Raw genomic sequence first — 20,713 nt, 5'->3', positions numbered from 1 at the left:
CCCTCCCTCGCAGTGATCAACTGCACGTCACGGTGATCGCCGCGTGCCGGCTGCGCGGCGGCAGCGTGAGCGTCAGTGTGCGGGTCGTTCGGTCGAAGTGGTAGTTGTCGGGGGACAGTTGGAACCCTCCTACGCGCACGGTGTTCGGGGCGGTGACGCCGAGCAGGGAGACGGTCCACTGCCGGGTTCCGACCTGGCCGTGGAAGGTCCCGGTGGTGGGACTGATCGTCAGCGTGCGCCGGGCGCCGTTCTCCCGGTACCGGATCTTCGTGGTGGCCGTGTGGCCGCGCCCGGTGGTGGTTCCGTCGTCCTCGTAGAGGGAGGAGGAGCCGGACGCGCCCGCGGCGACGGTGAGTGTGACCTTGGTCAGCGGGGCCTTGTCGTCGCTGGTGACGTTTTTGGTGCGGGTCGGGACGGCGGAGCCCGCCTTGACGAACACCGGCATGGTGTCGAGGCCGGAGGTGATGTTCTGGGTGGTGCCGCCGGCGTAGGTCTGTCCGGTGAAGTAGTCGGTCCACTGAGTGCCGGGCGGGAACCACACCGAGGTCGTGGCCGTGGTGCCGGGTGTGGTGACGGGGGCAACGAGCAGGTCGGGGCCGTAGAAGTACTCGCTGCCCGAAGTGGCGTACGCCTGCGGCTCGTTGGGGTATTCCAGGTAGGTCGCGCGGGTGACGGGGACGCCCGTCGCGTTGGCCTGCTGGGCGAGTGAGTAGGTGTAAGGCACCAGGTTCTCGCGCAGGTTGAGGAACTTGTCCGCCGAGGCGCGGGCCGCGGTGCCGTACTGCCAGGGCAGGCGGTCGCTGTGGTTGCTGTGCAGGCGGTCGACGGGCTGGAAGGTGCCTAGCTGGACCCAGCGGGCGTACATGTCGTCGGGAAGTTTGTGCGTGGTGTGGGTCGTGCCGTCGGAGGTGTAGGTCTCCGAACCGGTCAGGTTCGTGGTGTCGTTGTGGCCGCCGATGTCGTGACTGATCGCCGAGAGGCCGGTGGCCGCCGCTTCGCCGGGGGTGTAGCCGACCTCCGCCTTCAGGGTGCCCCAGGTGGAGGAGGTGTCGCCGGTGAAGTGGACGGTGGTGCGCTTGTCGGCCCACGGTCCGGTCGGCAAACCCTGCTGGCCGCTGTAGCCGCCCGCCTGGAGGGAGCCGTAGGCACGCGAGACGACGAAGCCTCGGCCGACGGTTTTGTCGGCGTCAGTGGCGTACTGCTGGTTGATCCACGCGTCGGGCGTGACGCCGGGCAGCGAGGACTGGGAGTTGTCGCAGCACCAGTCCGGCCACCAGAAGTCGTTGCCCTGCCGGTCCATGGTCTGGTGCAGGTCCATGTACGCCTTCAGCTGGTCGGGATCGCCCCAGTCGAAGGTGTAGCAGTCCCCCGGGCCGCTGTTCGCGGAAGGGGCGCAACCGCCCTTGTGCAGCTTGCCCTTGGCGGTCGCCTGGGCCTGGGCGAACTGCGGGTCGCCGCTGAGGATGCTCGGATGGACGTTGAGGGTGTTGTGCAGTCCCTGGGCGGCGGACCAGTCGAAGAACCCTTTCGGATCAGGGAACTTGGACGTGTCGATCTCCCAACCGCTCCAGGTGTTGGGCGACTTGAAGTCGGTGTCGGTCACCAGGACGTCCAGGGGCACACCTTCGGCGCGGAACGCGGGCAGGATCCTGTTCTCGTAGTCGGCGGCGGTGCGGTCGATGTACTCCGAGTACCAGACGCCGTAGGCCCATTGGGGAAGGAGTTGGGGCGGCCCGGTGAGGGTGGCCAGGTCGGACAGGGCTCGCTTGTAGTCGTGGCCGTAGCCGAAGACATAGCCGTCCTGGTACGGCGTGCCACCGTGGGACAGGCGTGGGGTGACCTGGCGAGTGCCGGTGTCATAGAGGGCCGAGACGGTGTCGTCGAGCAGGTACCAGCCGTCCTTGTAGAGCAGGCCGGGCGTGGTGGCCGGTGTGCCGTTGTCGCCGTTGAAGCCGTCGAGGCTGCGGCGGTAGCCGCCGAGCGCCAAGTGCGGTTGCGGGGGCGGTGAGTTGGCGGCGGTGACTGAGACCGTGTCGAGGTTGATGTGGCAGCTCGCCGCGTCCGGACAGCCGACGGAGATGTCGTTCGCTCCGGCCTTGAGGGCGACCGGAACAGAGGTGGTCTTCCAGGTGTCCCAGTTGCCGGTGACGGGCAGCGACAGGGTCCCCGTGGTGCCGCCGGAGGACACCGTCGCTGTACGCGTCTGGTTGAGTCCGTCACTGCCGGTGGCGTTGGCGTAGCGGACCTGCAACGCGTAGGTGCCGTCGGCAGGTACGCCGACCACGTGGGTCAACAGGCCTGCCCCCTGGTTCAGTTCGGCACGGAAGCCGCTGCCGGAGTAGCCGGTGTGGTCGGTGGCCGTGATCGCCGAACCGGAGGCGCGGTCGGCCTCGGCCTCGCAGTTGGCCCCGAACGCGCAGCCGGTGATCGCGGTTGTCGACGTCGGCGGATAGCCGTCGCCCTCGTCGACCAGGGCCACGCTGTCGATGTTGACGTCGCCGGAGTCCGCGGCGGTCCTGGCCAGCGTGACGGTGTGGTGGCCTGCGCCGAGTTGCACCGCGCTGCTCGCGAGACCCCAGGTGTTCCAGTTCGCGGTGACGGGCAGGCTCACCGGCCGGCTCGCGCCGCCGTCCACCGACAGGGTGAGCGTGCGCGCCGTGTTCTGGCCGTCGCCGCCGAGGGAGTTGGCGTAGCGGATGTCGAACCGGTACGTCCCCGACGTGGCGACATCGACGTCGGCCGACAGGGAGTCGCCCGTCCCCTCGAAGCCTGCCAGGAATCCGGAGCCGGTGTAACCGGAGTGGTCCGAGGCCACGCCGGGCCCGCTGTGCGGCAGTTGCTCGGCCTCGCACAGGGCACCCGGGCCGCAGGTGAGTCGCTGCCACGGCGTGGCGTCGACGGACGACCCGCCGGCCGACAGGCGCACTGAGAGGTTCTGGGCGTCGAAGGGCCCGGAACCCACCTGGTATCGCAGGGTGAGCGCGCTCGTGCTGATGGTCAGCCAGCCGTCGGACGTGCTGGAGGTGTACGAGGCCGGCGCGAACGCGGTGCGGCCGATCGCGTTGAACGTCGCGCTGTCGGTGAACTTCCCGTCCTGCGCGTACTCGGTGCGTATCAGGGTCGGGGACAGGACCTGGAAGCGCGCGTTGCCTGAAGTCACCGACGCGGTGCGGTGGTTGGCCGGCGCGTCCGCCGACGCCCGTGCCGTACCGGTCAGTGTCATGGCCGCCAGGCTGCTCACCAGGGCGATGCCCGTGAGACGTCTTCGCAGGAAGCGCGTCGCGCGTAACGCTGATCTTCTTCTCATGGACAGCTCCGTCCTGAAGCGGGTGCGTCGGTCGCCGTGCACGCCTGGTGGAACCTGCCGTCGGCCGACATCGTTGTCAAGCCCCGCCGTTCATATCCGTCGGCATCCGCCGCGAGCGGGTCTGCCCCGGCACGCGTGGGGCGGGTGCGCCGAGGCGGACGTCGGGAGCCGCGGGCAGGCGTGGTCCGGACGCTCGGTTCGGCTCAGCCTTGCGGCGAGGACTTCGGTCGACTTCAGCGGCGAACGGGCCGCGCGAGACCTCGCGGCCGACCGCTCCGAGCGGCTCTGCGCCCCGCACCCGGCTGCTTGCCACGGCCTCGAAACAGGCATGCCCTCATAATGAGAGTTCACTTACATAAAGAGAGCTGACCGTCTAACTTCATGAGAGTCAACCCCAATGAACACAGCGGTCTCTCTCCCTGGAGGATCAGATGACGGACGTCTCAGTGGTCGGTCCGGACGACGGTGAGTCGATCCAGCTCGGCCCGACCCGGATGCGGATCCTCGAGGACGGCACCACGACCGATCACCGCCTCGGCATCGGGGAGATCACGCTCGCCCCGCACACCGACGGTCCGCCGCAGCACCGGCACGCCCGGCACGACGAGGGCTTCTACGTCGTCTCCGGCGCGGCCAGGTTCACCGTCGGCGAGACCGTGTACGACGCGCCCGCCGGAACGCTGGTCATGATCCCGCCCGGCGCCCCGCACACCTTCGCCAACCCGACCGACGGCACCACGGTCCTGCTCAACACGTTCACCCCGGATCTGTACGTCAACTACTTCCGGGACCTGCGCGACATGATCGCCGGCGGCCGGCCGCTCACCGACGAGGCGACGGTCGAGGCGATGAGCCGGTACTCCACCGAACCGTCCACCGACTTCGCCTGAACACCCGCACCTGTAACTGCACTTGCTATCAAGGAGAAGGCCATGGGAACAACCACTCAGTACACCGTCAGCCTCGGCGAAGTCGGCCCGGTCGAGGTGTCCGTGGCCGCATACGGCTCCGGACAGCCGTTCCTGCTGCTGCACGGCGGAGCCGGCCCGCAGTCGGTGACAGGGTTCGCCGAGAAGTTCGCCGCCGCTCACGGCGTGCGCGTGCTGGTCCCGACCCACCCGGGCTTCGGCGGCACCGTACGACCCGAGTCATTGGCCTCCGTCTCCGGCCTGGCCGCGCTCTACGGCGCGCTGCTGGTCCAGCTCGACCTGACCGACGTGACCGTCATCGGCAACTCGATCGGCGGCTGGATCACCGCCGAGATCGCACTGCTGAAGTCGCCCCGGGTCAGCGGCATCGTCCTTGTCGACGCGGTCGGGATCGAGGTGACCGGCCACCCGGTGGCCGACTTCTTCGCCCTGACCATGGATCAGGTCTTCGAGCTCAGCTTCCACGATCCCGAGCCCTTCCGTATCGACCCCGCGACCCTGCCCCCGGCGGCGCAGGCGATCGCCGCGGGCAACCGGGCCGCGATCGCCGTCTACGCGGGCTCCGCCATGACCGACCCCACGCTCCTCGGGCGTCTCGGGTCCCTGGAGATCCCCACCCTCGTGCTGTGGGGCGAGAGCGACGGGATCGTCGACGTCGACTACGGACGCGCCTACGCCGCCGCGATCCCCCTGGCCCGGTTCCAACTGCTCCCCGGGACCGGCCACTCCCCGCAGCTGGAGACCCCCGACCAGGTCGACCACGCGATCTGGGACAGCGCCGACACGGACTTCTCCGCCTTCGCCCGCTGAGCCGGGACCACCTGCCGACCCCCGCCCGCCACGGAGACCCCGCCATGCCCAAGACCGCGGTCACCCGCATCACGCACAGCTGCCACCTGATCGAAATAGGCGGCCGCACCTTCCTGACGGACCCGTGGTTCAGTACCCGGCCCGGCTACCACCAGGGCGAGCCGATCGCGATCCGCATCCCCGACCTGCCCCGGCTCGACGGCGTACTGATCAGCCACGAGCACTACGACCACTGCGACCTGGACGCCTTCGCCGCGTACCGGGACCGGACAGTCCCGCTGTTCGTCGCCGGGACCGTCGTCGAGACGGCACGCAAGCACGGCTTCACGAACGTCACGGCCCTCGAACCCTGGCAGGAGGCCGAGGTCGGCGGCGTCACCATCGCGGCGTCACCATCGCGGCGGCCCCGGCCAAGCACGGTGTCTACGAGGTCACCTTCGTCCTGCGCGCCCGCTCCGACGCGGTGTACTTCGCCGGAGACTCCCTGCTCATCCCCGAACTGGCCGAGATCCCCGAGCGGTTGGGGCACATATCCCTCGCCCTGCTGCCCACCGACGGCCTGCACATCCGGCCGGCCGACAACATGCAGGTCGTCATGAACGCCGACGAGGCGGCCGAACTGACCGCCGTCCTCAAGCCCGAGCTGGCCGTCCCCCACCACTACGCCTTCACCAAGGGCTTCCTCGGCGACCGGTTGATCACCCACAGCGACAAGAACCCGCTGCGCTACCAGGACGCGGCACACGACCTGGCCCCCGACACCAGCGTCCGCATCGTCGAACCCGGCATCAGGATCGAGCTCTGAACCATGACCGACACGGAGGACTTCCTCACCGCGAGCCTCGACCACGACAGCCTCCGGGTCGACGCGGAGGACCCGAACCCCCGCCCGATGATCGCCGTTCTGGACTCCAGGCCCGGCCTGGAGGACAGCTTCCGCGCGAGGATCGTCGAACTCGTCCGCGAGGTGCGCCGCGAACCCGGCTGCGTCACCTTCACCGCCTACGAAGCGCGTGATGTCCCCGGCCGCTTCTACCTCCACGAGGTCTACACCGACGCCGCCGCGTTCGACGCCCACCTCCGCACCGAGCACGTCCGCCGCTTCCTCTCCGCCATACCCGAGCTCAGCACCGGCGGCCCGGAGAGCCTCGTCCAGCTGAACGAACTCCCCATCGACCAGCCGTAGTTGGCGACTCCTTCGGCACCCACACCACCGCCCACAGAGAGGATGGACATGACGACGCACAAGTCCCTGGCCGACGGCGGCCGTCGGCGGGCGGGTGTGATTCTGGCCGTGTGCTGCCTGAGCCTGCTGATCACCGCCCTGGACACCACCGCCGTGAACGTCGCGCTGCCCGCCGTCGGCCACGATCTGGGCGCCTCGGTGAGCGGCCTGCAGTGGACCGTGGACGGTTACACGCTGGTCGTCGCCGCCTTCATGATGCTCGCCGGATCGACCGCCGACCGGATCGGACGGCGCCGGGTGTTCCAGGCCGGACTGACCCTGTTCACCGTGGGCTCGCTGGCCTGTTCCCTGGCTCCGACCCTGGGCTGGCTGATCGTTTTCCGTGTCACCCAGGGGCTGGGCGCCAGCATGCTCAACCCGGTCGCCCTGTCGATCATCACCCATGCCTTCCCCGATCCCCGCGAGCGCGCCCGCGCGATCGGGCTGTGGGGCACCACGGTCGGCCTGTCCCTGGCCGCCGGCCCGGTGGTCGGCGGCCTGCTTGTCGCCTCGGCCGGCTGGCGCTCGATCTTCTGGATCAACATCCCGATCGGGCTGGCCGCCCTGGTGCTCACCGCGGTGTTCGTTCCCGAGTCCAGGGCCGCGACAGCACGACGACCGGACCCCGTCGGCCAGTTGCTGGTCGTCACGATCCTGACCTCGCTGATCTTCGCGATCATCGAGGGCTCCCACCAGGGCTACGGCAGCACCCCCATCATCGCCCTGTTCGCGCTGTCGGCAGCCGCGCTCGTGGCGCTGCCCCGCTACGAACGACGCCGCGAGCAGCCCTTGGTCGACCCGGCGTTCTTCCGCTCGGTCCCGTTCACCGGCTCCTTCGTCGCCGCCGTCACCGCGTTCCTCGTCCTGTCCGGCTTCCTGTTCCTCAACACGCTGTATCTGCAGGACGTACGCGGCTACAGCGCACTGCACGCCGGCCTGCTGACCATGCCGCTGGCCGTCGGCACCGCGCTCGCCTCACCACTGTCCGGGCGCCTCACCGCCCTGCGCGGTCCACGCCCGCCACTCGTCGCTGCGGGCCTGCTGATCGCCACCGCGACGCTGACCCTGACCAGGCTCACACCGACCACCCCATGGGCGGTCCTGCTCATCGCCTACGTGCTCCTCGGCATCGGATTCGGCCTGGTCAACGCCCCGATCACCAGCACCGCCGTGGCCGGTATGCCACGCGCCCAGGCCGGGGTCTCCGCCGCGATCACCACCACCGGGCGCCAGGTCGGCAACAACCTCGGCGTCGCCGTGCTGGGCGCGATCGCCTCCGCGCGCATCCACTCCCCGGGCCGGGCCGGATTCGCCGCCGCCAGCCATCCCGCCTGGTGGATCCTCACGGCATGCGGCCTGCTGATCGCGCTGATAGGCCTGGCGACCACCACCCCCCGCGCCACCGCCACCGCCGCCCGGGTCGCCGCACGGTTCCCGACCGATCCCGCGACCGCCTTGAACAACGCGCCCGGCGTCCGCGGAGGCACACCGGCGTGATGCCGAGTCATGGCTGTGTGAGAGGGCCACTGGTAGGTGCGTCGCCGTCTGGTGCGGCTCGGGTCCGGGTGCCGGATCGCTCACTTGCTCCGCAGCTCCCCCAACGGGTTGGGATCTTCTTCCAGCGCGGTGGCCGCTGCCTTCCAACTGGTGTCCCCGGGGTAGAGGGCGCTGCGCAGGAAGGCCGTGGTGAGCCGCTGGAGGAGGGCGACGCGCGCGGGGCTCTCGTCCGTCGTCTCGGCGACCTCGTAGCCGGGGATGCCACCGAGCGAGTGCTCTGCTCCGAACAGCGTGAGCAGGCTCTTGGTACCCGGGCTGTAGGTGTAAGGGTCGGTGAACCAGTCCGGTCCGCGAGTGGACAGCGCGGACTGGTCGTGGTCACCGGCGACGACGAGGGCCGTTGTGGTCATGTTGTCGAAGGACGGCTTCATGAAGGGGAGGTTCTCGGCGGCGAACGGGGTCAGTCGGTCGCCGAGGCCGGTCAGTGCGAGCAGCACACCCGCCTTGACGCGGGGATCGGACATGTCCTCGCCGGGCACGCCGTCCGGGTCGAGGACACGCGCGCCCAGCAGTGTGCTCGCCGTCTGGGCTCCCCAGGAGTGGCCGGCCACAGCGATACGGCTGCGGTCGATGCGCCCGCCGAGGCCCGGCACGGAGTCCTCGATCAGGTCGAGATCGTCGAGCACCCGCTTGAGGTCGTCGACACGGAAGCGCCAGATCCGCGGGAAACGGGGGTCCTCGTGCGGAATGGCCAGTGTCCTGGAGTCGAGGTGAGTGGGCTGCACGACCACGAAGCCATGAGCGGCCCAGAAGTCCGCGAGCGGGGCATAGCCGTCCATCGACCAGCCGAAACCGTGCGAGAAGACGACGACGGGCAGATCACTGCCGGTCGCGGGGGCGGAGACGCGGACTTGAAGATCCTCACCCCGGCCCGGGCCGGCGGACAGGACGACCGGCTTCGCGGATACCACCGTGGCGGGCGCACGAGTGGCCCCGACCGCGTCGGCGGTGTTCGAGTCGGCGGTGTTCGAGTCGTACATGGGAAGTGCCTTTCGTTCGGTCTCATCGCATGACGGGCGCGGCGGCCCCGGACGTCAGCGGCTGCGCGGTGTCGGGTAGAGAGGTGCCGGCGGGGTATCGACGCCGGGAAGGTGGATGGGCTGCCGGTCCGGTGTTCTGCCGTCGCAGACAAGCGGAACGTCGTTCCGGAACGACGATACGGAACATCGTTCCGTTTGGCAAGGATGGGTCGGCCTCTTCGCCCGTGTGCCGGACATCGAGGCGCGCGTACTGCAGGTTGTCGAGAACGGCGACGTCATCTGGAGCGGGTGGGAGATGTCCGGCACCCCTGTCGGCAGAACGCCCCAGTTGATGAGGGGTGTCGTCATCGTCCGCACCGAGGATGGCCGGGCCTCGCAGGCGAGCTTCCACCTGGACCCCGTCGCCCAGGGCTTGGGTGATGTGGTGATCGGCGGTTGCGTTCAGCCGGTCGTTGATCCAGACGCGGGCGGCGCGCCGGTGGAGGTCGGCGAAGCCGTGCACCGACAGCCGCGGTCGCCGTGATGGATGGGCTTGCCTGGCTCGTCCTCGCGGTACGAGACCGCGGGCTGTGCCGGCGAGAAACGATCCGCCTCCCTCTCAGAGGGCGTTTGATCTGGGAAGATTGCCCCTTATCTCCTAGTAAGTTCCTCGCCAGGTCGGGGTGGTCTCGTCCGTTATGCGCTTGGCGAGGTTGTCGATCGAGGCGACGTGGATCATGGCCTCGGAGCTGGCGGGAAGGGTCTCGTAGTCGCGGGCGAGGCGACGGTGCCTCATGATCCATCCGATGCTGCGCTCTACCACCCAGCGCCTTTTCGCGACATGAAAGCCGCGCTTCTCGGGGTTTCTGTTGACGACCTCGACGTCGATTCCGAGGGTGGCGCCGTGCTCGACGACTGCGTTCTTGAACCCGGTGTCGACCCAGCTTTTCGCGATGGTCGGGTAGGTCTGTTTCGCTTGGTCGAGGAGGCGTATTCCCATGGCGTTCTCGGAGAGGCCGGCACCGGCGACGGTCACGGCGAGGATGAGGCCGATCGTGTCGGTCAGGATCCCCCGTTTCCTGCCGACGATCTTCTTCGCGGCATCGGTTCCCTGGCTGGCCAGAGGCACGTTGGTGGAGGTCTTGACGCTCTGGGTGTCGATGACGGAGGCGGTCGGCTCGGGCTTGCGGCCTTCCTTCACGCGGGCGAGCGCGGCGAGGTCGTAGTTGAGCTGGGCGAAGATTCCCTCGTCGCGCCAGGCGGCGTAGTAGAAGTAGACGGTGCCATGGCCGGGGAAGTCGTGCGGGAGGTATTTCCAGGGGATTCCGGTGCGGTTGAGATAAAGGATTGCGTTGAACACGTCACGTGAGTCGACTTGGGCCGGCTTTCCGGTGGGTCGGCGTTCGAGCCGGGCGTTCCGCCAGGCCGTCAACGTCGGCTCGATCAGGGCCCATCGGGCGTCGGACAGGTCGCTGGGGTACGGCTTGCGCTCACTCACGGCACAGCGTGATCACGATCGAGGCGGAAGGCTCTGCTCCGCAGAAGAGCGGGAGATTCTGCCGCGTCTCCACGTCAGACGGGTTTCCGGGCGTAGAAGCGGATGAGACGGGCACCCGGGCTCACGTCCGCTCCTGGGATATTCGGCACTCACAAGGCGAACTATGTCGAAGCGGGGCGCTCACGTAAGCCGCATAGCAGCCTTGACCTGCATAAACGCCCTCTCAGACGGCGGTATGTGAGTCATTGCCTGTCTCGGCTTGGGTGCAGCTCTGGCTGAGCGACCGGTCGCGATGGCGTGCTTGGCGGACGTGGCATTGGTAGCTGAGCTGGGGCTTTGGCCGTCTGCAGGCTGTGCCGGAGCAGTCACTCGGTCGAAGCTACACCTGGCCTGATCGCGGCAATGGCGTCGCTGGCCCGGAGTGGTCATGTCTACGCTGGCGGCGTGACATTGGTGTGGGTGACGGGTAATTCAGGGGCTGGTAAGTCCACGGTCTGCGGGGTGTTGCGAGAACGTGGCTACGTTGCGCTCGACGCCGACGAGGACGGCTTCAGTCGCTGGATCGACCGAGCTAAGGGCGAGGTCGTGATGGATCCTCCGTATCCGGTTCCCAGGGGCTGGCTCGATCGATACGGGTGGGCGATCGTCCGTGAGCGCGTTGAGACCCTCGTCGAGGAGTCTCGTTTCCGCATCGCGTTCTTGTGTGGGTCGGCGGAGAACGAGGCAGACGTCCGCGATCTTTTCGACGTCATCGTGTGCCTGGTGATCGACGAGGACAACCTCCGTCACCGGCTCGCGACCCGCACTACGAACGCATTCGGTCAACATCCCGAAGAGCTCGCAGCGGCCCTGAAGTGGAATCCTCGGATGCGAGCGATCTACGAACGCCTCGGCGCGACGATCATCGATGCATCCAAGCCGGTGACCGAGGTGGTGGACAGCGTGGTCGATGCAGTTCAGGAGCTGAGAGGCGGTGCGTAAGTTGATGTCCGTTTCGCGTTTTCGGGAGGGGCGAGCGGGCTGGCCACGGTGTCGGCGGACGGCTACGGCCGCGGCTGGGTGAACAAGCCCTGCTCAGTCTCGACCAGGATTCTGCGTTCAGTCAGCCGCTTGAGTTTCAGGCGGGTGTTGTTGATGTTGTTGGGTGCGATCTCCAGGTCCATCGCCTCACACACCTGCCGCGCCCTCAGCGGCGCATCGGCCGCGGCGAACACCGCCATGATCTGCTGCTAGGCCGGATGGTCCGGCAGCTTCGGGGCTGGCGGCGCGGGCGAGGCCGGGTCGGGCAGTTCCAGCAACGTCTTGCGGGTGATCCGGACCTCCTCGGCGGCCTGGCTGAGTTCGTCCAGCCGTGCGGTCAGCTGCGCGATCTGCTCCCTGGTCGTCTCGGCCTGCCCGGCGATCTGCCGTTCCTGCTCCTCCAGCCGCGCAAGTACCGCCCCGAGGGTCAGCTCCCCGCCGGTCATGTGCTGCGCCAGGACGGAGCGGCGGCCTCGGTCAGCCGGCGCAGTATCACCGCGGTCATCGCCCAGTACACCCGCGACTCCGAACTGCGCGGCAGGTGCTCGTAGTCGCGCACCAGCCTGCGGTGCAGCATCAAGATCCCGTAGGCGCGCTCCACGATCCACCGTTTGGGGATCGGCACGAACCCGGTCCGGGCCGGGTTGCGATCCACGATCTCCACCTTGATGCCCACCTTCTGCCCGTGCATGACGACGGCGTTCTTGAAGCCCTGGTCGACCAGAGCCTTCTGAACGGTGTCGGTGTCGGCGGCGACCTGGTCCAGCAACGCGATGCCCGCAGCGTTGTCGTACACGGACGCAGCGAGCACCACCACCGCGATCACCAGACCTAATACGTCAACGGCCAGACCGCGCTTGCGGCCCGGTACTTTTTTGCCGCATCACACCCCGTCGACTCCGCGGGCACCCCGGCCGCCACGTGCACGCTCTGGGTGTCGAGCACCACCAGGCTCGGGTCCGCCTTCCGCCGCGCCTTCTCCCGCACCTGCCAGCGCAACAGGTCGTGGATGGTCCGGTCGGTGCCGTCATCGCGCCACTTGGTGAAGTAGTACATCACCGCGCCGCGCGGCGGCAGGTCGTGCGGAAGCAGGTCCCACTGGCAGCCAGTGCGGCCCTGGTAGAGCAGCGCGTTGACGATCTCCCGCATCTCGTACCGGCCCCGGTGACCGCTGACCGCTGACCGAGGGGTGCGCGGCCTTCCACGCGGCGATCACCGGCTCGACCAGCGCCCACTGCTCGTCGGACAGGTCGGTCTTGTAGGGCTTGCGCTCGCTCACGGTGTTCAGCCCAGCACGCCCGAGCCCACCGACCGGCCCGGATACCGCAATCCCATTCGTTCAGGTGACGACAAAGCCGTCAAAAAATTCACATACCGCACTCTCAGTGCGGGCAAGTGAGGGCGTACCGCCCGGCGCACACTGTTGCGCGGACGCCCCTGACGCAGACGGTGCGACACGCCATAGCGCCCGGCCCCTCAGGCGGAGACCTCCTCGGCGGGCAGCAGGTGGACCAGGCCGACCCGGTTCTCCTCGTCCGCCTTGATGTGGACGGCCCGCACTCTCCAGCGGCCGGCGGACAGCGGGACCGGCGCCTCGGCGGGCAACCCGCCACCGGGATACTCGACGCCCAGGTCGGCACCCGCTTCGGCGGAGTCCATGAGCACGGCCGGGCCGTCCGACACCCATGTGTGCCGCACTCTTCCCAAGGGGTGGCGGGGTCCCGCGAGCACCGCCTCCGCCGCCGCCCTCAGACCGGCCTCGGAAGTGGCTCCGAGCCACTGCAGGAAGGCTCTGCGCTCCGGCAGACAGCAGCTGGTCTCTCTGCTGTCCAACTGCACCAGGATTCCGGCCGGTTACCGCATTCAGATCAGCATCAACAGCCAGCCGCCGGCGGACTTCCACTTCCCCGTCGCCCCGACCCCGCAGGAGTCGGCGAACCCGGCCGGGGGCGTCTACACGATCGAACGCTCCCCACAGGCCGCCTCATTCGTCAACCTGCCTCTGACGACGCCGAGTTCGGCGACTCCCAGCGGCGAGGACCGGGGACCGTCCTCCTGACCACACGGAGGGCAGGTCTGTTCGTACGGCAGACCTGCTACTCCTCCGTCGGGGCCGGCCGGACCAGCCCCATCATCTGCTCCACCGTCTCGTTGCCCAGGCTCGGTGTCGTCAGGGGAAGGTTGTCGGGCCGCTGCCGGACGCCGTTCAGCAGGATCTCGATACAGCGCCGCCAGATGTCGGGCCGCCTGCCCTGGGTGAACCGACTGGCGGCGCTCAGCATCTCCACCATGACCGGGATGTCGGAGGGAGTGATCTCCGGGCGCAGGTCCCCGCTCTCCTGGGCCCGCCGGATCAAGGCCTCCAGAAAGGGGAGCATGCCGCCCCGCGCGGTCTCCAGGGGCTCGGAACTGTGACTGCCCAGCATGATCACTTCGTGCAGGCCACGGTTCTCGGCGAGATCGGCCCCCATCTCCGTGAGGAAATCGACGAACCCCTGCCACGGGTCCGGATGGACGAGCGCCCGCTCGGCGGACTGCTGGCGGATCTCCAAATCCTGCTGGAACAGGGCCCGTACGAGGGAGTCCTTGTCGGGGAAGCGCCGATACACGGTGCCGACCCCCACGCCGGCGTGCCGGGCCACGTCGTCGAGCGTGACTCCCAGCCCGTACTGACCGAAGACCTCCCGCGCGGCGCGCAGGATCTTCTCCCGGTTGAGGGCGGCATCGCGCCTCAGCGGGCGGTCGCCCTCCGTCGGACCATCAGCCCCAGCACCCTCAGCCATGCCGACATGCTAGCTCCGTTGATCACGACCGGGTTTGCGTTCGGTGTCCCGCACCCGCGGAAAACGTTCCAAGACCCGTCGAGGTAGACTTTCCGCGCCCATGAGGACCGTGTCGTGCCTGGTCGCGCGGCTGTCAGAGCGAGGGGGGTGGACGTCATCCAGGTTCGCCCCGCCCGTATCCAGGATGTCGCGGCCGCCGCGGGAGTCTCGGTGTCCACGGTGTCGAACGTCCTGAACCGGCCGGAGCGGGTCAACGCCCGCACCGCCGAGCGGGTCCGTGACGCCGTCGCCGCCCTCGACTACGTGCCGCATCCGGGAGCCGCCGGCCTGCGCACGGGGCACTCCTCCTCGATCGGGCTGGTACTGCCCGACGTTGCCAACTCCTTCTACTCACGCATCGCGCGGGGCGCGGCCAGCGCGGCCTACGACCACGGCTACTCGCTCGTGCTCTGCGACAGCGGAGACGACCCCGAGCGGGAGCAGGGCTACTTCACGATGCTCATCGAGCAACGGGCCGTCGGCGCGGTGGTGGTCCCGCTCGGCGCCGATCCCACCCGGCTCACCAGGCTGCGCGAACGCGGCATCCCACTCGTGCTCGCGGACCGCGCGTTGCCGTCCCAGGACGGCTGTTCCGTCTCCGTCGACGACATCGCCGGCGGCCGGATCGCCGTACAGCACCTCCTGGACCGCGGGGCGCGCGACATCCTCGTCGTGAACGGCGAGCGCGGGATCGTACAGTGCGCGGACCGCCACCAGGGCGCGCGCCAGGCCGTCCGCACCCAGCGCGAGGCGCGGCTGCGCCAGATCGTCGCCGACGAGATGACGGTGGCGTACGGCCTGGAAATCGCCCGTGGCCTCGACGAACTGCCCGACGGCGTCTTCTGCACCAACGACTTCCTCGCCGCCGGGCTGTGCCGGGGACTGGGCGAGCGTGGAGTGCGCATACCCGAGGAAGTGCAGGTGGTCGGCTACGGCGACCTCGACATAGCGAGCTTCGTGGGGACGACCCTGACGACGGTTCGGCAACCGGTCGAGGAGCTCGGCCGGGCAGCCGTGGGGATGCTGCTCGACGAGGTGGAGGCCCGCGCCGAACACGCCCACGAGACAAGGGTGTTCGCCCCCGACCTCGTCCTGCGCGACTCCACGCTGCCCCCGTCAGACCCGAGTTCGTAGCGTCACGGGCCCCATCAGCCCCGACGCGAACTGGGACGGGAAAGCCCAGGCGGTGGGGGTGGCTTCCGCCAGATAGGGGGCGAGGGTGTTGTTGACCGTCACCTCCACACGGACCGTCCGCCCTGCGGCGCCCGGGAGTTGAAACAGGTACGGGGGACAGAACGCCTCGCCGACGCACTCCCCGTCGAGAGCCACCGACATGCTGCCGCGCACCCGCCCGAGGTCCAGCACCGGGTCCGCCCCGGCCGGCACCGCCACCTCCCGCGAGTACGTCACCCCACCGCTCCAGCCGCCCAGCCCCAGCAACTGCCAGTCCCCCAGCGGATATCGCGCCGGCACGGTACGGACGCGCACCGGTCCGCGCCATGCGGACCCTCCCCGCAGGGCCGCCGCGGGCTCGGTGACGATCTCCAACTCCGTTGCCTGTGCCAGCGGTTGATCCAAGGTCAGCGATTCACCGTCGAGGGACATCTGGCCACCGTCACCGACCCGCACCATCGCAGCCAACTCCAGCGGCAGATCCAGCGATACGGTGCCCGGCGGCACGGTGAAGCGGAACCGTTGCGCGCGGGGCCGGACGGTGTCCGTCGACCGCAGGGGCAGTACGGCGGTGCCGAGCACCGGTGCGCCGCTCAGCCACTCGGTCTCCGGCAACGGGTGCGGTCGTACGGCCGCGTAGCAGTGCTGCAACTCGCCCCAACGGCCGTCATGTTCGACGGTCCGGCCGTGCCACTCCCCTGTCTCGGCCTCCCAACCGGCCCCACTGGTCAGAGAGTTCACCGCCGACTCTGTGCGGGCCACGCAGTCGACGAACACCGCCTCGCTCGGGTGCACGGCGTCGGCCACCACCTCCAGAACGTGTTCGCCTTCTTCCAGGGCGAGTTGGTGGCGGAAGAACATCGGTACGGCGCCCCAGTCGGACTCGTAGTACTCCGCCTTCTCCTGGCGTGCCACGACCGACCCGTCGAGGAGCACGGTGACGCCCACCGCGGCGCCCACCACGAGTACCGCCTCTCCAGAGGCGTGCAGACGGCCTCGATAGGTGACGCCGCCGTGCGGTCGTACGTCCTCGGGCAGGCACATGAACTGTGGGCGCGCGGTGAATCCGTCCGGGCGGGTCAGGCAGAAGTAGCTGCCCAGGGGGGTGCCCGCGGTGCCGGAGATCAGCAGCGGCCTGTCCTGGGCATCGGCCAGTTCGTATTCGAGGACGTTGCGGGGCCGTTCGACCGTCACGCGTGCGGTGGTGAGGTATCCGGTGGTGGTGTCGAGGAGTTCGCCATTCCACCACACCCGTTTGACGGCCGCGGCGCCCACATGCAGATCGGCGGGTCCGCGGTGGTCCGTCTCGGCGATCGCCCGGACCCTGGCAACCGTGCCGGGTCCGGGCACGGGGACGCGCACGAACTCCTCGGGCACCAGCCCCTTGTTGCCGAGCAGGCCATCCGGTTCCGGGATCCCCCGGCTCGACGAGTACAGCGAGACCCGCCAGTCCTCGTCGGACAGGGTGAGGGGGAGGGTACCGGCGAGGACTCGTTCGACGTCGGGCCCGTCCAGCGGTTCGGGGGCCTGGGCGGCGGGTGTCGGAGACAGGACGCGGACAAGGTTGCCGTAAGTCGCCCGTGTGGGTTGCCAGTTGGCGTCCGGTCCCTCCGTCTCGGTCCAGCGCATGGTCCAGATCTGCGGTGCGGCGACGGACGAGCCCGCCGGGAGCGCCAGGTCGCCCCAGGTGTTGTCCATGGTGGAGACCAGGCGCCCTTCCCAGCCGTCCGAGATGTCGGTCGTCCGCTCCGGCCTCAGCGGCGGCGTGGCCGTCCGGGGTGTCTGCGGGGTGCCTTCGCGCCACACCACGAGGACGGCGGGGGCGCCTTCCAGTGGCACCGCGATGGTCGAGCGGCCGTCCCGGACCGTGATGTCCGCCCGCTGCCGGGTGCCGGTCGCAGGGTTCCAGATCTCGGCCTCGGCGACCTCGGCGTGCACGGTGACGGTCGAGTGGCGGGCGTAACGGGCGGGGTCCGCCTCGTGGTCGGCGTCTCCCGGCTGCTTGCGGGCGTCGGGGAAGGCCCCCGTCACCAGGGCCACCGCCTCGACTCCCTTTCTCCTGACGAGGAGTGGCATCTCGCCGGTCGCGTGTCCGGCGTTGTCCGCCACCGTCGCCGCGCCGTCCTCCGCGTCGCTCGCCCGCTCCAGTCGCGGGTGCTTCAGTAGGGCGGCGACCACGGAGTCGTCGCCGGCCAGTCCTGCGGCCGACGCGGGCGGACGGCCCACGACCACCACCCGGCCGCCCGCGTCGAGGAGTTGGGTCAGCCGGTGTGCCGTCTCCTCCTCCAGGACGCCCGCCGAGGGCAGCAGAACGGCGCGGTACGCCAAGTCCCTTACTCTCAGGGCGCCTTCGGTGGCCGTGGCGCGCTGCACGGAGGCGTCGTCGATGATGTCGTAGGAGATGCGGTGGCGGTCCAGTGAACCGACGCGCGGGCCGAGCCAGTTGTTCGTGCCGCACAGGCCGAGGTAGTGCTCCTGCGTCTCGTCGACGTCGGCGTGGTCGTCGCCGAGGCGGCCGTCGCCGAAGTGGTGGACGGGTGCGTCGAGCGGGAGAAGGGCCTGCATGGTGGCGGTGGGGTGGAGGACCGCGACGTCGGCGCTGTAGGTGCCCCAGGACATGATCGAGCAGATCCGGGCGACGGCGCGGGCGAACGCCGGGTACTGCTGCCAGTAGGGCTGACGCCAGTCGGTGGACGGCGGTGCCCACTCGAACCAGCCGCCCGCGGTGCCGAAGTAACTGGCGTGCGGGTTGTACAGGTTGGCGCCGCTGCGCAGGAAGGGCAGCAGCCAGTCGTAGGTGTCGGCGAGGGTGCCGCCCCAGCCGGAGGAGTGGAACGCCTCGATCCAGACGCGCTCGTGTCCGTAGAGATGGGCCATGGAGGAGTGGACCTTGGAGTCGCCGTGGTGGTCGCTGCCGACGGCGCCGTACCAACGGTGGGTGCGGAAGTAGTCGGTGTAGAGCTGTGTCGACTGGGCCGGGAATCCGGCTCGCGCGGGGTTGCTCTGGTCGGCCCCGATGAGCATGCCGCGTTCCTCGTGCCAGGCCGCGAGGGGCTTGAAGAGAGCCTCCTCGGTGAGTTCGGCGCGGACGGCGTAGTAGTCGCCGCGGATCTTCGACGCGCGGGCGTCCGCCGGGCCGAACAGGGCCGGCAGGTGGTCGAGCAGGTCGTAGCCGCGGCGGGCGCGGAACTCCTCGGGGAAGCCGGGGCTCCAGGAGTTCGTGGCGGGCAGTTCGTCCTGGAAGCTGCCCGCGATCACGTTGCCCAGGTACTCGGGGACGCGGCGGTCGTACCCGTGGTGCACGGCGTCCAGCAGCAGTTCCCCGGCGTGCGGGGAGAGGTAGTCGAAGGCGGTGGGGACGGCGACGACGAGCCGGACGTCCGTGCCGTCGGCGGCCGTGATCCGGAAGGTGTCGGAGTCGAGGGCCACTTGTAGCCGACGGCCCGTCAAGTCGTAGGCGGCGACGATGGTTTCGGCACCGTGCGGGGCGACCGTGCAGCCCGAGACGGTGGCCCGGCGGGAGCGCAGTGCGCGGCCGGTGGCGGCCAAGTGCCATCGGGTGACGGCTCCTTGGACGTTGGCGCCGGAGAAGCCGATCTGGTCGTAGAACCACAGGCGGGTGCCGATGTCCCGGGCGATCCGGCAGGCGTCCGTGAAGCGGTCCCACCATTCCTCGCCGAACCACGGCGGGTCGTCGGTCCGGGCGCCGAAACTCGGGCCCGCCGGGGCCAGGTTGATCACCACGAGGTTGTGGACACCGCCGTCGGCGAATCTGCGCAGCTGCCAGTCGAGACGCTCGCGGGTGACCTTGGCGCCGGACCACCACCACAGCGGGGTGGGGCCGAAGTCGCGGGGCGGGGCGTCGAAGAGCTGCTGGAGCGCGGGAGAGATCACGTCGGCGGTCCTTCCGAGTGCGGCTCGGTCACCCACATGGATCAAAAACGTTTTAGGTCGACTCAGTCGTCTGCCACCTGCAATGTTGGCACCGGTGACGGGGAGCGGGAAGAAGGCTGACACTTCTTCACGTCGAATGGCGCAAGGGGACTTGTTGGAACGTTTTCCGAACCCTATATTCACTGCGACCCCGGCCCCGGAGCCGTGAGGAGCCGCATCATGAGCCGATTCCTACCCGCTGCCCAGGCCCACCCGGAGCAGCCCATCCCGAAGCACTTGTGGAAGGTCGCCGCCCTTTCGGGCATGGCCTCCTACCTGGACGCCGCGCTCATCGTCAGCATCGCCGTCAACCTGGCCATCTACCGCGACAGTTACGACATGGGCGTGTGGATGGCCGGGGCGATCAGCGCGATCGTCACCGGCTGCATCGCCGTCGGCTCCCTCGTCGGCGGACGCCTCGCCGACCTGTTCGGGCGCCGCCGCGTCTACAACCTGGACATCCTCTGCTACGCGGTGGGCGCGATCGTCATCACGCTGGCGCCGAACGACATCGTGCTCTTCGTAGGCGTGCTCGTCGCGGGACTGGCGGCCGGTGCGGACCTGCCGACGTCCCTGGCCGTGGTCTCGGACGCCGCGCCCCCCGAGGGCCGGGCGCGGCTGGTGTCCTTCACCCAGGTCATGTGGGTGCTGGGCATCGTCGTCGTGATCTTCCTCGGCTATCTCCTGTCCGACACGGGCCTGACCGGGGCGCGGTTCATCACCGGCCATCTGGTCGTCGCCGCACTGGTCACCTGGCAGCTCCGCTCCCGGCTGGAACTGCCCGACGAGCCGGCCGAGGAGGAAGTACCGCAGGAGGTCGTGCCGCGCGGCATCGAGCTGAGGAACATCTGCAACCGCGCCACGCTGCTGCCGATGGCCGCGACCTTCGTCTACTACGTCACCTGGGGCATCGGCGCCAACACCTTCGGCCAGTTCGGCACTTACCTGCTGGTCACGGTCAGCGGTGCCTCGCAGAGCCTGGCCACCGGGATCAACCTGGCGTTCCTGCCCATCGCGCTGGTGCTGACGTTCGTCTTCGTCCGGCTCGCCGACACCCCCTGGCGCGACCGGCTCTTCTACGTCTTCACGGTCGTGCAGGTCGTCGCCTTCTGCATCGCCTCCCTCACGGCCGGTGCCCTGGTCGGCATGCTCGTCTTCTTCGTGCTGTACCAGATCTCCAACCCCTTTGCCGGGGAGGCCAGTTACAAGGTGTGGTCGCAGCTGACCCTGCCCCCGGACACCCGCGGCACCACGCAGGGCCTCACCTACGCCCTGTCGCGCGGGGTCTTCGCCGGCGTCGCGTTCGTCACGCCCGCCCTGATGGACTACAGCGCCTCGGTCCTGCTCTGGTCGATAACTCTCTGCATGGCGGCGTCGGGCGTCGCGGGCGTGTACGTCATCCATGTCCTCATCCGGCGTTCCCCCGAGACAACGGCCGCCCGGGTCGAGGGACTCGGCGTGGCCCGGACCTGAGTCCGCA

The 20,713-nt window shown here is 69.3% G+C and carries 17 protein-coding genes and 2 pseudogenes; 10 read left to right on the top strand and 9 right to left on the bottom strand.

The annotated features are described in order from the left end of the window. Window positions 1–16: 16 nt before the first annotated feature. The gene (locus ACFXC1_RS05050) at window positions 17–3,223 is read right to left on the bottom strand and encodes a TIM-barrel domain-containing protein (RefSeq protein ID WP_381239466.1); all 3,207 of its coding nucleotides are present in this window, start codon (window positions 3,221–3,223) and stop codon (window positions 17–19) included. Between the two features lie 515 nt (window positions 3,224–3,738). On the opposite strand from ACFXC1_RS05050, the gene ACFXC1_RS05045 reads away from it, so the two are divergent. From ACFXC1_RS05045 to ACFXC1_RS05020, 6 genes and pseudogenes are all read left to right on the top strand, one after another. Then, the gene (locus tag ACFXC1_RS05045; protein WP_381238854.1) at window positions 3,739–4,197 is read left to right on the top strand and encodes a cupin domain-containing protein; all 459 of its coding nucleotides are present in this window, start codon (window positions 3,739–3,741) and stop codon (window positions 4,195–4,197) included. Window positions 4,198–4,239: 42 nt separating this feature from the next. Beyond that, the gene (locus ACFXC1_RS05040) at window positions 4,240–5,046 is read left to right on the top strand and encodes an alpha/beta fold hydrolase (protein WP_381238851.1); all 807 of its coding nucleotides are present in this window, start codon (window positions 4,240–4,242) and stop codon (window positions 5,044–5,046) included. Window positions 5,047–5,090: 44 nt separating this feature from the next. Beyond that, window positions 5,091–5,396 (top strand): annotated as a pseudogene (locus tag ACFXC1_RS05035) (MBL fold metallo-hydrolase); the annotation flags it as partial. Between the two features lie 113 nt (window positions 5,397–5,509). Further along, a complete protein-coding gene (locus ACFXC1_RS05030; RefSeq protein ID WP_381238848.1) occupies window positions 5,510–5,851 on the top strand; it encodes an MBL fold metallo-hydrolase in 342 nt (113 codons plus the stop codon). Window positions 5,852–5,854: 3 nt separating this feature from the next. Beyond that, window positions 5,855–6,232, top strand: coding sequence for a putative quinol monooxygenase (locus tag ACFXC1_RS05025; protein WP_381238845.1), 378 nt, complete (start codon window positions 5,855–5,857; stop codon window positions 6,230–6,232). Between the two features lie 48 nt (window positions 6,233–6,280). Further along, entirely contained in the window at window positions 6,281–7,768 is a 1,488-nt protein-coding gene (locus ACFXC1_RS05020) for an MFS transporter (RefSeq protein WP_381238842.1), read from the top strand. Between the two features lie 80 nt (window positions 7,769–7,848). Here ACFXC1_RS05020 and ACFXC1_RS05015 read toward each other — a convergent pair whose 3' ends face one another. Continuing rightward, the gene (locus ACFXC1_RS05015) at window positions 7,849–8,808 is read right to left on the bottom strand and encodes an alpha/beta hydrolase family protein (RefSeq protein ID WP_381238840.1); all 960 of its coding nucleotides are present in this window, start codon (window positions 8,806–8,808) and stop codon (window positions 7,849–7,851) included. 115 nt (window positions 8,809–8,923) lie between these two features. On the opposite strand from ACFXC1_RS05015, the gene ACFXC1_RS05010 reads away from it, so the two are divergent. Further along, window positions 8,924–9,331 carry a nuclear transport factor 2 family protein gene (locus ACFXC1_RS05010; RefSeq protein WP_381238837.1) on the top strand — a complete coding sequence of 136 codons (408 nt, stop codon included), beginning with the start codon at window positions 8,924–8,926 and terminating at the stop codon, window positions 9,329–9,331. Between the two features lie 114 nt (window positions 9,332–9,445). Here ACFXC1_RS05010 and ACFXC1_RS05005 read toward each other — a convergent pair whose 3' ends face one another. Continuing rightward, window positions 9,446–10,285, bottom strand: coding sequence for an IS5 family transposase (locus ACFXC1_RS05005; RefSeq protein ID WP_381238834.1), 840 nt, complete (start codon window positions 10,283–10,285; stop codon window positions 9,446–9,448). 444 nt (window positions 10,286–10,729) lie between these two features. Between ACFXC1_RS05005 and ACFXC1_RS05000 the strand changes: the two genes are divergently transcribed. After that, window positions 10,730–11,266 (top strand): P-loop NTPase family protein, encoded by a 537-nt coding sequence (locus ACFXC1_RS05000; protein WP_381238831.1) that lies wholly within the window; start codon window positions 10,730–10,732, stop codon window positions 11,264–11,266. Window positions 11,267–11,328: 62 nt separating this feature from the next. On the opposite strand, the gene ACFXC1_RS04995 is transcribed toward ACFXC1_RS05000, so the two are convergent. The 5 genes and pseudogenes from ACFXC1_RS04995 to ACFXC1_RS04975 form a co-directional block, all read right to left on the bottom strand. After that, entirely contained in the window at window positions 11,329–11,505 is a 177-nt protein-coding gene (locus tag ACFXC1_RS04995; RefSeq protein WP_381238828.1) for a hypothetical protein, read from the bottom strand. Window positions 11,506–11,514: 9 nt separating this feature from the next. Then, window positions 11,515–11,751, bottom strand: a complete 237-nt coding sequence (locus ACFXC1_RS04990; protein WP_381238825.1) for a hypothetical protein — start codon at window positions 11,749–11,751, stop codon at window positions 11,515–11,517. Further along, window positions 11,748–12,584: pseudogene (locus ACFXC1_RS04985) on the bottom strand (IS5 family transposase). The gene ACFXC1_RS04990 and the pseudogene ACFXC1_RS04985 overlap by 4 nt, the downstream one beginning before the upstream one ends. A 197-nt stretch (window positions 12,585–12,781) precedes the next feature. After that, the gene (locus tag ACFXC1_RS04980; protein WP_381238822.1) at window positions 12,782–13,144 is read right to left on the bottom strand and encodes an Imm21 family immunity protein; all 363 of its coding nucleotides are present in this window, start codon (window positions 13,142–13,144) and stop codon (window positions 12,782–12,784) included. Window positions 13,145–13,401: 257 nt separating this feature from the next. Continuing rightward, window positions 13,402–14,088 (bottom strand): TetR/AcrR family transcriptional regulator, encoded by a 687-nt coding sequence (locus tag ACFXC1_RS04975; RefSeq protein WP_381238819.1) that lies wholly within the window; start codon window positions 14,086–14,088, stop codon window positions 13,402–13,404. A 147-nt stretch (window positions 14,089–14,235) separates the two neighbouring features. On the opposite strand from ACFXC1_RS04975, the gene ACFXC1_RS04970 reads away from it, so the two are divergent. Next, window positions 14,236–15,261 (top strand): LacI family DNA-binding transcriptional regulator, encoded by a 1,026-nt coding sequence (locus ACFXC1_RS04970; protein ID WP_381238817.1) that lies wholly within the window; start codon window positions 14,236–14,238, stop codon window positions 15,259–15,261. Here the strand turns inward: ACFXC1_RS04970 and ACFXC1_RS04965 are convergent. Next, window positions 15,244–19,194, bottom strand: coding sequence for a glycosyl hydrolase (locus ACFXC1_RS04965; RefSeq protein ID WP_381238815.1), 3,951 nt, complete (start codon window positions 19,192–19,194; stop codon window positions 15,244–15,246). The two genes, ACFXC1_RS04970 and ACFXC1_RS04965, sit on opposite strands and share 18 nt — an antisense overlap. A gap of 219 nt (window positions 19,195–19,413) precedes the next feature. Between ACFXC1_RS04965 and ACFXC1_RS04960 the strand changes: the two genes are divergently transcribed. Beyond that, on the top strand, window positions 19,414–20,706 hold the full coding sequence (locus ACFXC1_RS04960; RefSeq protein WP_381238812.1) for an MFS transporter: 1,293 nt from the start codon (window positions 19,414–19,416) through the stop codon (window positions 20,704–20,706). Window positions 20,707–20,713: the final 7 nt, after the last annotated feature.

It is taken from the genome of Streptomyces hokutonensis (assembly GCF_042751305.1).
Taxonomy (GTDB): domain Bacteria; phylum Actinomycetota; class Actinomycetes; order Streptomycetales; family Streptomycetaceae; genus Streptomyces; species Streptomyces hokutonensis_A.
The sequence above is the reverse complement of the archived record's forward strand: the minus strand, read 5'-3'. Positions and strand labels throughout refer to the sequence as shown.

Bases quoted from the DNA above. Each gene is read 5' to 3' on its own strand.
- ACFXC1_RS05010 (WP_381238837.1), top strand. From the start codon at position 8,924: ATGGGCTGCCGGTCCGGTGTTCTGCCGTCGCAGACAAGCGGAACGTCG.
- ACFXC1_RS05015 (WP_381238840.1), bottom strand. From the start codon at position 8,808: ATGTACGACTCGAACACCGCCGACTCGAACACCGCCGACGCGGTCGGG.
- ACFXC1_RS04995 (WP_381238828.1), bottom strand. From the start codon at position 11,505: ATGGCGGTGTTCGCCGCGGCCGATGCGCCGCTGAGGGCGCGGCAGGTG.
- ACFXC1_RS05025 (WP_381238845.1), top strand. From the start codon at position 5,855: ATGACCGACACGGAGGACTTCCTCACCGCGAGCCTCGACCACGACAGC.
- ACFXC1_RS05045 (WP_381238854.1), top strand. From the start codon at position 3,739: ATGACGGACGTCTCAGTGGTCGGTCCGGACGACGGTGAGTCGATCCAG.
- ACFXC1_RS05040 (WP_381238851.1), top strand. From the start codon at position 4,240: ATGGGAACAACCACTCAGTACACCGTCAGCCTCGGCGAAGTCGGCCCG.
- ACFXC1_RS04990 (WP_381238825.1), bottom strand. From the start codon at position 11,751: ATGACCGGCGGGGAGCTGACCCTCGGGGCGGTACTTGCGCGGCTGGAG.
- ACFXC1_RS04975 (WP_381238819.1), bottom strand. From the start codon at position 14,088: ATGGCTGAGGGTGCTGGGGCTGATGGTCCGACGGAGGGCGACCGCCCG.
- ACFXC1_RS04960 (WP_381238812.1), top strand. From the start codon at position 19,414: ATGAGCCGATTCCTACCCGCTGCCCAGGCCCACCCGGAGCAGCCCATC.
- ACFXC1_RS05050 (WP_381239466.1), bottom strand. From the start codon at position 3,223: ATGACACTGACCGGTACGGCACGGGCGTCGGCGGACGCGCCGGCCAAC.
- ACFXC1_RS05020 (WP_381238842.1), top strand. From the start codon at position 6,281: ATGACGACGCACAAGTCCCTGGCCGACGGCGGCCGTCGGCGGGCGGGT.